Source organism: Geminicoccus sp. (genome assembly GCF_035556675.1).
GTDB lineage: Bacteria > Pseudomonadota > Alphaproteobacteria > Geminicoccales > Geminicoccaceae > Geminicoccus.
Genome location: NZ_DATMFZ010000185.1, coordinates 1 through 9,955, shown reverse-complemented (window position 1 = coordinate 9,955; position 9,955 = coordinate 1). Strand labels below are relative to the sequence as shown.

8 protein-coding genes and 1 pseudogene are annotated in these 9,955 nt (G+C 67.4%); 6 read left to right on the top strand and 3 right to left on the bottom strand.

Annotated elements, in window-relative coordinates:
• A pseudogene (locus VNS22_RS28325) lies at positions 1-98 on the top strand (alpha/beta hydrolase); the annotation flags it as partial.
• Positions 99-409: 311 nt separating this feature from the next.
• On the opposite strand, the gene VNS22_RS13670 reads toward VNS22_RS28325, so the two are convergent.
• Entirely contained in the window at positions 410-1,609 is a 1,200-nt protein-coding gene (locus tag VNS22_RS13670; RefSeq protein ID WP_325733288.1) for a Gfo/Idh/MocA family oxidoreductase, read from the bottom strand.
• A 268-nt stretch (positions 1,610-1,877) separates the two neighbouring features.
• On the opposite strand from VNS22_RS13670, the gene VNS22_RS13665 reads away from it, so the two are divergent.
• The 5 genes from VNS22_RS13665 to yghX all read left to right on the top strand — a co-directional run bounded on the left by VNS22_RS13665 (position 1,878) and on the right by yghX (position 8,721).
• Positions 1,878-3,260, top strand: coding sequence for a M20/M25/M40 family metallo-hydrolase (locus VNS22_RS13665; RefSeq protein WP_325733286.1), 1,383 nt, complete (start codon positions 1,878-1,880; stop codon positions 3,258-3,260).
• 89 nt (positions 3,261-3,349) lie between these two features.
• On the top strand, positions 3,350-4,852 hold the full coding sequence (locus tag VNS22_RS13660; RefSeq protein ID WP_349261784.1) for an AbgT family transporter: 1,503 nt from the start codon (positions 3,350-3,352) through the stop codon (positions 4,850-4,852).
• A gap of 44 nt (positions 4,853-4,896) precedes the next feature.
• Positions 4,897-6,732 carry an SLC13 family permease gene (locus tag VNS22_RS13655; protein WP_325733283.1) on the top strand — a complete coding sequence of 612 codons (1,836 nt, stop codon included), beginning with the start codon at positions 4,897-4,899 and terminating at the stop codon, positions 6,730-6,732.
• Positions 6,733-6,820: 88 nt separating this feature from the next.
• Positions 6,821-7,699 carry an aldo/keto reductase family oxidoreductase gene (locus tag VNS22_RS13650; protein WP_325733281.1) on the top strand — a complete coding sequence of 293 codons (879 nt, stop codon included), beginning with the start codon at positions 6,821-6,823 and terminating at the stop codon, positions 7,697-7,699.
• A gap of 131 nt (positions 7,700-7,830) precedes the next feature.
• Entirely contained in the window at positions 7,831-8,721 is an 891-nt protein-coding gene (gene yghX / locus VNS22_RS13645) for a YghX family hydrolase (protein WP_325733279.1), read from the top strand.
• A gap of 41 nt (positions 8,722-8,762) precedes the next feature.
• Here yghX and VNS22_RS13640 read toward each other — a convergent pair whose 3' ends face one another.
• Together VNS22_RS13640 and VNS22_RS13635 are read right to left on the bottom strand one after the other, a co-directional pair.
• The gene (locus VNS22_RS13640) at positions 8,763-9,242 is read right to left on the bottom strand and encodes a glutathione peroxidase (RefSeq protein ID WP_325733277.1); all 480 of its coding nucleotides are present in this window, start codon (positions 9,240-9,242) and stop codon (positions 8,763-8,765) included.
• On the bottom strand, positions 9,242-9,955 hold a 714-nt coding region (locus tag VNS22_RS13635; RefSeq protein WP_325733275.1), incomplete at its 5' end, for an aldehyde dehydrogenase family protein. The genes VNS22_RS13640 and VNS22_RS13635, both read right to left, overlap by 1 nt.

Here is a 9,955-nt window from a genome sequence, read left to right as displayed (position 1 = left end):
ACGGCTCGATCAAGATCTATCCGGGCTTCCCCCACGGCATGCTGACCACCCACGCCGACGTCATCAATCCCGACCTGCTCGCATTTGTCCGCGGCTGATTGTTCTCGTGGCAGGCAGCACCTCGCCGCGAGGCGTCCCAGGGACATGACCGATGCGCTTCATTTCCTCGCTTCTCGGCCTGGCGCCCATTGCCGCCAGTGGATTGCGGTTGCCCAGAATGCTTCGGTGATCGCGCAGGAACTCTATTCGCGACGCATAGGTCGCGTATTCGAGTCACTCAGGCGGTACCAGCTTCTTCCAACGTTCATCCGCAATGGCGGCGACCGAGTCTTGTCGCTATCGCCGTCATGTCGCTCCACCGGAACAGTTACGCAGGGCTGGCAAAATGGCTGCCCAGGTCGGTGAATAGCTACGCGCCGAAGCGCTCGTCGGTCATCTCGCTGACCTTGACCGGCACCCCCTCCCTGGCGGAGCAGATTGCGGCCATCGTCGTCTTGATGGCGCGATAGCCATCCTCGCCGCAGTAACGCGGCCGCTTGCCGGCGATGAGCGCGTCGACGAACTCACGGATCTGGTTGGCGTGCGCGCGGCTGTAGTAGGAGACGTCTGACTGCCAGATGTCGTCGCCGCCTTCATCGAAGCGAAAAGTATCAGTCGGTCCGTTCCGACGATGAAGAATGAGGTGGACGTCCTTGCCCTCCCACTTCAGGCCGGTGCCACCTTCCCCCAGCACCTCGATCATGCCCTTGTCGCCGATGAGGCTGAGCGTGAAGCCGTACATCGGGTCGTACTTGTTGTTGAGCGGCTCGGCACGCATCCAGATGCCGGTGCAGGCGGGATCGTCATAGGTCCAGGTGATGATCGGGATGTCGCCGGCTGCTTCCGGTCGGTAGATGTTCATGTCGGCCTGCCCATCTGCCGGAGCCACGCTGTCCCAGTCGATCTGCGACTTCAGCGCGTACACCTGCCTGATGCGGGTATCGTTCATCAGATACTCGGCGGTCGCGAAGAAGTGGACGCAGTGATCGAACATCCATGGGAAGCCGGCGCCTCCGGCCTTCGTGGTGTCCATGCGCCACCCGCGGTGCAGGTCCGTCACCGGCCTGCTGGCCTCCAGTGCGCCAGGACGCTCGACCCAGGCGCCGAAGCGCTGGCGGATCTGCTGCGGCTTGCCGATCTCCCCAGCATCGACGAGTTCGCGCACCTTCATCATCGACGTCATGAAGATGTAGGACTCGCCGACCATGAGCGTCACGCCTGCCTCGTCCGCCGCGCGACAGACCTGCTCCCCCTCCTCGAGTGTCAGGCAGAACGGCTTTTCGCACAGGATGTTCTTGCCGGCACGGGCGGCCGCCAGCGCCATGGGTGCGTGGAGAATCGTGGGCGTGGTGATGTCGACGGTGTTGACCTCGTGATCCTTCAGCATCTCGTCGTAGGAGAGGTAGTACCTGGAGATGCCGTACTTCCCGCACACCTCCCGGGCGCGGGCCTCGTCGAGATCACATACGGCAACGACCTCGGCATCGGGGTGAGCCTGGTAGCCCTTGATGTGGGAATCGGATACCAGCCCGAGGCCGACAATGCCCACCTTGACCTCATCAACCGGCATCTACCTCTCCTCCCTGGATTGTTCAGTTAGTGGCCGTTGGCGGGTTGCGACCGGGCCTGTACCGCTCGGATCGGCTTCCCACTCCGGAGTGGCGCGACATCAACAGCGCCATGCTGTCGCCAATAGATCGGCACATCAACGTAGTCGGCATGATGATTTGATTTGCTCCGCCCCGTCGGGCAGTTCAAAGTCCCGGAGCCTCTGGGAGAGCACATGGCGGCTCCGGCAGTGGCGCGCGTGACGGTAGTATTTCCCTTGGGCGGATCCCATGTCTGAGCTCGATCAGGTTCTGGCCCGGATCGACACCGATCTGGCTCCGGCACTGGACCGGCTGTTCACGGTCCTGCGCATCCGCTCGATCTCCACCGATCCCGCCTATGCCGCCGAGTGCCGGGCCTGTGCCGAATGGCATGCGGCCGATCTGCGCGAGATCGGCTTCGATGCGAGCGTGCGCGCCACACCTGGCCATCCTATGGTCGTGGGTCACGACCGGAGTGCCAGCGGGCCATCCGCCCTGTTCTATGGCCATTACGACGTGCAGCCGGTCGATCCGCTGGAACTGTGGGAGCACGACCCGTTCGAGCCGTTCATCGAGACGCGGGCGGACGGCAGCAAGGCGATCCGCGGCCGGGGGACCTCGGACGACAAGGGCCAACTCATGACCTTCGTCGAGGCCTGCCGGGCCTGGAAGGCGGTGACGGGCCGGCTGCCGATCCCGGTGTCGATCCTGCTGGAAGGCGAGGAGGAATCGGGCGGGACGAACCTGCCGGCCTTCCTCCAGGCCAATGCCACCGAACTGAAGGCCGATATTGGCCTGATCTGCGACACCAGCATGTGGGACCGGCAGACCCCGGCGATCACCACCATGCTGCGCGGCCTGTGCGGCGAGGAGGTGATCATCCACGCCGCCGACCGCGACCTCCATTCCGGCTTCTACGGCTCGGCGGCCGCCAACCCCAACCGGGTGCTGGCCCGGATCATCGCCGACCTGCACGACGAGAACGGCCGGGTCACCATTCCGCACTTCTATGACGGCGTGCCGGAGCTGCCGCCAGCGCTGCGCGAGCAGTGGGACGCCCTGCCCTTCGACCCCGCCAGGTTCCTGGGCGATGTCGGCCTGTCCGTGCCGGCCGGCGAGCGGGACCGCAGCGTGCTGGAGATGGTCTGGTCCAGGCCCACCTGCGAGATCAACGGCATGGGCGGCGGCTACCAGGGGGCCGGCTTCAAGACCGTGATCCCGGCCGAAGCGTCGGCCAAGATCTCGTTCCGCCTGGTGTTCGACCAGGATCCCCATGCGATCCGCAAGGAATTCCGCCGGTTCGTGCAGGAACGCCTGCCCGCTGATTGCCGGGCCGAGTTCATCGAGCATGGTTCGAGCCGGGCGATCCGCTTCCCGATCGAGGCCGCGGCGTTTGGCAAGGCCCGCGATGCGCTCACGGCGGAATGGGGCCGGCCCGCCTTCTATGTCGGGGGCGGCGGCTCGATCCCGGTGACCCACCAGCTCAAGCAGGCGCTCGGCATGGACGTGATCCTGGCCGGCTTCGGGCTGGAGGACGACCGCATCCACAGCCCCAACGAGAAGTACGAGCTGGAGAGCTTCCGCCGCGGGATCCGCTCCTGGGCCAGGGTGCTGGACGCACTCGCCCGCTGACCGGATCCGGCTGCCACCGCCATCGTGACCCCCTGCTCCAGAACAAGGAGCGCGTCGTGAACCAGGTGGAAACCGGCAAGGCGCCGCTGATGCAGCGGATGCTGGACGTCGTCGAGCGGGTCGGCAACCGGGTGCCGCATCCGGTCATGATCTTCGTGATCCTGATCGGCATCGTCATCGTGCTCTCGCAGATCCTCTACTGGATCGGGGCCTCGGTCTCCTATCAGGTGATCAACCCCTACACGGACCAGATCGAGTACCGCACGACCACGGCGCGTGGCCTGCTGAGCGTCGACGGTGTCCGGTTCATGTTCACGGGCGTCGTCCAGAACTTCATGAACTTCAACGCGGTCGGCGTGATCATCGTCGCGATGGTAGGCGTGGGCGTTGCCGAGAGCACCGGACTGATCGGTGCTTTGATCCGCAAGCTCGTGGTGGTGGCGCCACCGGCAGCACTGACCTACCTCCTGGTGCTGGTCGGCATCCTGTCCAGCATCGCGGCCGATGCCGGCTATCTCGTCCTGATCCCGCTGGCCGCGGCGGCATTCGTCAGCGTCGGGCGGCATCCGCTGGCCGGGTTGGCTGCCGCGTTCGCGGCGGTGGCTGCGGCCTTCCTGGTCAACATCCTGATCACGCCGACGGACGGCATCCTCACCGAGATCACCAACGACGCGATCCATCTGGTCGACCCGCAGGTGTCGATCGACCTGACCGCCAATGTCTGGTTCTCGATCGCCTCGGTGATCATGCTGACCGTGGTGATCACGCTGGTCACCGAGCGGATGATCGAGCCGCGCCTGGGGCTGTACCGCGGCGACTATCGGGTCGAGGAAGGCAATGGCCTGTCGGTCGACGAATATCGCGGCCTGCGCCATGCGCTCTATGGCCTGATCGGGGTGATCCTGCTCGTGGCCATCCTCACCCTGCCGCCAGGGGCGCCCCTGCGTGAACCGGAGACCGGTGCGATCATCGGCAACACGCCGTTCATGACCAGCCTCATCGTGACGATCGCCCTGGTCTCGCTGGTGTGCGGCATCGCCTATGGCCTGGGTGCCAAGACGATGCAGAGCATCGACGACGTCATGGCGGCCATGACCAAGGCGATCGCGGGCCTGAGCGGCCTGATCCTGCTGCTGCTGGTGATCGCCCAGTTCCTGGCGTTCTTCAACTACAGCAACATGGCGACCCTGGCCGCCGTCTCGCTGGCCGATCTGCTCAGCCGCGCCAACCTGGACGCGCTCTGGCTCCTGATCGGCTTCGTGATCGTGGTCCTGCTCCTGGACTTCCTGATCACCGGCGCCATCGCCAAGTGGGCGATCTTCGCGCCGATCTTCGTGCCGCTCCTGATGCGGCTCGACGTCGAGCCGGAAGCCGTGCTCGCCGCCTATCGGGTCGGCGATTCCCCGGTCAACGTGATCACGCCGCTCAACGCCTATTTCGCGATGATCGTGACGTTCGCCCAGAAGTACCAGCCGGATTCCGGCGTCGGCACGGTGATCGCGCTGATGCTGCCCTATGTCATCGTGCTCAGCCTGCTCTGGACGCTGCTCCTGGTCGCCTGGCACCTGCTCAGCCTGCCCTGGGGCCTCTGACCGTTGCACCCGGCACGCTCCGCCAGCCTGGAGGATGGCGCCCGATGACCGTCGACCTCGCCATCGTGCTGGCCCTGCTCGTGGCGGCCATCGCCATGTTCGTGCTCAACCGGCCGCGCATGGACGCGGTCGGCCTGATCGTGATCGTGGCACTGCCGCTGTTCGGCGTGATCTCGGTGCCGGAGGCGCTGGCCGGCTTCAGCGATCCGAACATCGTCCTGATCGCAGCATTGTTCGTGATCGGCGAGGGGCTGGTGCGTACCGGCGTGGCGCGCGGGGTCGGCGACTGGCTGCACAGGACCGCCGGCAGCGACGAGACCCGGCTGCTCGTGCTGCTGATGGGGTCGGTGGCGCTCCTGGGTGCCGTGATGAGCTCGACCGCAGTGGTCGCGATCTTCATCCCGGTGGTGCTGCGCATCGCGCAGAACACCCGCATCTCGCCCAGCCGGCTGATGATGCCGCTCAGCTTCGCCGCCCTGATCAGCGGCATGCTGACCCTGGTCGCGACCACGCCCAACCTGGTGATCAGCTCGGAGCTGGTCCGGCAGGGCCATGCCGGCTTCGGCTTCTTCAGCATCACGCCAATCGGGCTGCCGGTGCTGGTCCTGGGCGTGGCCTACATGCTGTTCGCGCGCCGCTGGCTGGCCGGCAGCACCGAGACTGGCGGTGCCAGGAGCCGGCGGCCGCGCCTGCGCGACTGGATCGAGCGCTACGAGCTCGCCGGGCGCGCGCATCGGGTCCAGGTCGGGCCGCACTCCCCGCTCGCGGGGGTGCGGCTGGACGAGGCGGCACTTCGCCAAAAGGGCATCAATCTCCTGGCGATCGAGCGGCGCAACGGCATGGGCAGGAACGTGCTGCGCCCCACCGGACGCAGCGACATCCGGGTGGGCGACGTCCTGCTGGTCGACGCGCGCATCCCGGCCGAGGAGACCGATGCCCTGCTGCAGCGCCAGGATCTGACCCGGATTCCGCTGCGCACCGGCGCCGGCTACCTGACCGACGGCTCGCAGGAGCTGGGCATGGTCGAGGTGATCGTCCCGGCCGAATCGACCTTGCTCGGCCAGACCGTCCTCCAGGCGCAGATGCGCCGCGAGTACGGGCTCACCGTCATCGGGCTGCGCCGCGGCCGCGAAGTGGTCCGGGAGGACTTCCTCAACGAGAAGCTCGGGGTCGGCGACACGCTCCTGCTGGTGGGATTCTGGACCGACATCAAGCGCCTGCAGTCGACCAGCGACGACCTGGTCGTGCTGAACCTGCCGGCCGACATCGACGATGTCCTGCCCGCCGGGTCCAAGGGGCTGCACGCGCTGGTCATCCTGGCGCTGGTGGTGGGCCTGATGGTCAGCGGGCTGATCCCGAACGTGCAGGCGGCGCTGATCGGCTGCCTGCTGATGGGGCTGACCGGCTGCATCGACTTTTCCAGCGCGTATCGGTCGATCGACATGAAGACGCTGATCCTGATCGTCGGCATGCTGCCCTTCTCGATCGCCCTGCAGCGCACCGGCGGCGTCGATCTGGCCGCCTATGGCCTCATGTCGGTGGTGGGCGACGCCTCGCCGCGGCTGGTGCTGGCGGTGCTGTTCGTCGCCACCTCAACTCTCGGCCTGTTCATCTCGAATACCGCCACGGCGGTGCTGATGGCGCCCGTGGCCATCTCGGTCGCGAACGATCTCGGCATGTCGCCCTACCCGTTCGCCATGACCGTGGCGGTGGCGGCCTCGACCGCGTTCATGACGCCGATCTCCTCGCCGGTGAACACGCTGGTGGTCGGCCCCGGCAACTATGCGTTCGGCGACTTCGTCCGGATCGGCGTGCCCTTCAGCCTGGTCGTGCTGCTGGTCAGCGTGCTGCTGGTCCCGATCTTCCTGCCGCTGCACTGAGGCCGTCGCCGCCACTGCCCGGGCACGGGCCATTCCCAAGGCGGCGCGCTGCCGCTAGCTGTGCAAGCTCCCTGACAGGAGATGGATCATGGCCAGCATCGAGCGGTCCGGCACGTTCCCACTCGGGCGGCGCCAGGTGAAGCGGATGGGCTACGGTGCGATGCAGCTCGCCGGGCCCGGCGTGTTCGGCCCCCCCCGCGACCATGACGCAGCACTGGCGGTGCTGCGCGAAGCGGTGGCGGCAGGAGTCGATCACATCGACACCAGCGACTTCTATGGCCCGCACATCACCAACCGGCTGATCCGCGAGGCGCTGGCGCCCTATCCCGACGATCTCGTCATCGTCACCAAGATCGGCGCCAGGCGTGACGAGAAGGGTGCCTGGCTGCCGGCCTTTGCACCCGAGGAACTGAAGCAGGCAGTGCACGACAACCTGCGCAATCTCGGACTGGACGTGCTGGACGTGGTCAACCTGCGCCTGATGTTCAGTGCGCATGGGCCCGCGGAAGGCTCGATCGAGGCGCCGCTTTCCGTGCTGGCCGAACTGCAGCAGCAGGGCCTGATCCGGCATCTGGGCCTCAGCAACGCTACGGCGGCGCAGGTCGCGGAAGGCCGGCGGATCGCCCCGATCGTCTGCGTGCAGAACGAGTACAACCTGGCGCACCGCGCCGACGACCCGCTGATCGATTCGCTGGCCAAGGACGGCATCGCCTACGTGCCGTTCTTCCCGCTGGGCGGCTTCACCCCGCTGCAGTCCTCGATCTTGTCCGACGTGGCGGCAAGGCTCGGCACCACGCCCATGCAGACCGCGCTTGCCTGGCTGCTGCACCGGTCCCCCAACATCCTGTTGATCCCGGGAACCTCGTCGCTGGCCCATCTGCGCGAGAACCTGGCCGCGGTTGAGATCGACCTGCCGGATGACGCGCTGGCGGCACTGGAGGGCGTGGGCCGCGCCGGCAACGGCTGACCCGTGCCGCGGGTGCTGCGGCCGGCCCTGCGGCACCAGACCTTTGCGTGATAGCCAAGGGACTGCGATGGTGTGGTCCCCGTGGCGGCGAACCTGCCGCCGCGCCGGCAAGGTTCTGGGAGGAACGACGGATGACCCGCCTTACTGCGCAGGATTTTCCGCAGGAGCTGCTGGAACTCTACGACTATTACGCCCATGGCAGGATCACCAAGCGCGAGTTCTTGGACCGCGCCGGCAGCTTTGCCGTAGGTGGGCTGACCGCGGCCGGGATCCTGGTCTCGCTCAGCCCGAACTATGCGCTGGCCCAGCAGGTCCAGCCCACCGATCCCGACATCCTGCCCGAATACATCACCTACCCTTCGCCGAACGGCCATGGCGAGGTGCGCGGCTATCTGGTCCTGCCCGTGGAGGCCGATGGCCCGGTGCCGGGCGTGGTGGTGGTGCATGAGAACCGGGGGCTCAACCCCTACATCGAGGACGTGGCGCGCCGGCTCGCCAAGGCGGGCTTCGTGGCGCTGGCCCCGGACGGGCTGACCTCGGTAGGCGGCTACCCCGGCGATGACGAGAAGGGCCGCGAGCTGCAGCAGCAGGTCGATCCGGCCAAGCTGATGAACGACTTCTTCGCCGCGGTCGAGTTCCTGATGGCGGACGACCGGGTCGGGAAGGTCGGCATCACCGGCTTCTGCTATGGCGGCGGCGTGGCCAATGCCGCGGCGGTGGCCTTCCCCGAGCTGGGTGCCGCCGTGCCGTTCTATGGGCGCCAGCCCAAGGCGGAGGACGTGCCGCGAATCCAGGCCCCGCTTCTGCTCCACTATGCCGGGCTGGACGAGCGCATCAATGAGGGCTGGCCCGCCTACGAGGCGGCGCTCAAGGCCGCGGGCAAGACCTACGAGGCCTATATCTACCCGGGCGTCAACCACGGCTTTCACAACGACACGACGCCGCGCTACGACGAGGCGGCGGCAAAGCTCGCCTGGGAGCGCACGATCGACTGGTTCAATCGCTATCTGGCTGCCGGCTGAGGTCCAGGAGACCGCGCCACCTCGATCAGCCGGTCGGGCGTCTACAGCAGCGCCTCGATCGGCCGGCGGAGCAGGCGGCAGGGGGTTGCCGGCGCGAAGCGGCGCACCGGCCGGCCCTGCCGGTCGACCAGGAACTTGGTGAAGTTCCAGCGGATCCTCCGCTGGCCCAGCAGGCCGGGCAATGCGGCGGTCAGATCCTGGAACAGAGGCAGGGCCGCCTCGCCATTGACCTCCACCTTGGCCAGCACGGGAAAGCCGATGCCGAACCGCGTGGCGCAGAGCGACTGGATCTCCTCATCGGAGCCCGGCTCCTGGTCACGGAACTGGTTGCAGGGAAAGGCCAGGATCGTCAGGCCCGCGCCGGCATAGCGCTCGTGCAGATCCTGCAGCCCCCGGAGCTGGTCGGCGAAGATGCAGCGGCTGGCCGTGTTCACGATCAGCAACACTCGCCCCTCGAACTCCCGCAGATCCAGCATGCTGCCGTCGGCACGGCGCACCCGGTGGTCCAGCACGCTCGTCATCAGGCCTGGCTTCCGCTTGGCTGGTCCGGAAGCAGGCGGGCGAGCAGGCGCCTGGTCCGCCCGCCATAGGGCGGCTGGCCCAGCCGGAACAGGTTGAACCGGCCGGCACGCACATGGGCCTTCAGGTTGGACATGGCATCGAAGCCGGCCCGGCCGCCATGGCGCCCCATGCCCGAGGCACCGATCCCGCCGAACGGCAGCGCGTCGATCGCCGCCTGCAGCACAGTGCCGCCCACCACCAGCGCCCCCGCCGGTACCTCCGCCAGCAGGCGCCGTTCGGCTTGGCGGTCCCGGCTGAACAGATAGACGGCCAGGGGCGCCTCCTGGCTCCGCAGCCGGCGGATCGCCGCGTCCAGCCCGTCGAGCTGGTGGATCGGCAGGATCGGGCCGAATACCTCGTCCCGTACCAGCGGCGAATCCTCGGGCGGATCGACCACTAGGTCCAGGGTCGTGCCGTCCTGGCGCAGCAGCTCGATCCGCGGGCGGCCGTGCGGGATCACCCGGGTCGGCAGGCCTGAAGGGAAATGGTGCCGGACCGCCGCCTGGAGGACGGGCAGGAAGTCCTGGGCGGCGACGCCCGCCAGCAGCACATGGTCAGGGGCGATGCAGGTCTGTCCGGCATTGAGCCCCTTGCCGGTGACGATGGCGCTGGCAGCGGCCGCGAGGTCGGCATCGGGCAGGATCACGGCCGGGCACTTGCCACCCAGCTCCAG

Bases quoted from the DNA above. Each gene is read 5' to 3' on its own strand.
- VNS22_RS13650 (WP_325733281.1), top strand. From the start codon at position 6,821: ATGGCCAGCATCGAGCGGTCCGGCACGTTCCCACTCGGGCGGCGCCAG.
- VNS22_RS13655 (WP_325733283.1), top strand. From the start codon at position 4,897: ATGACCGTCGACCTCGCCATCGTGCTGGCCCTGCTCGTGGCGGCCATC.
- VNS22_RS13640 (WP_325733277.1), bottom strand. From the start codon at position 9,242: ATGACGAGCGTGCTGGACCACCGGGTGCGCCGTGCCGACGGCAGCATG.
- VNS22_RS13665 (WP_325733286.1), top strand. From the start codon at position 1,878: ATGTCTGAGCTCGATCAGGTTCTGGCCCGGATCGACACCGATCTGGCT.
- VNS22_RS13660 (WP_349261784.1), top strand. From the start codon at position 3,350: ATGCAGCGGATGCTGGACGTCGTCGAGCGGGTCGGCAACCGGGTGCCG.
- VNS22_RS13670 (WP_325733288.1), bottom strand. From the start codon at position 1,609: ATGCCGGTTGATGAGGTCAAGGTGGGCATTGTCGGCCTCGGGCTGGTA.
- yghX (WP_325733279.1), top strand. From the start codon at position 7,831: ATGACCCGCCTTACTGCGCAGGATTTTCCGCAGGAGCTGCTGGAACTC.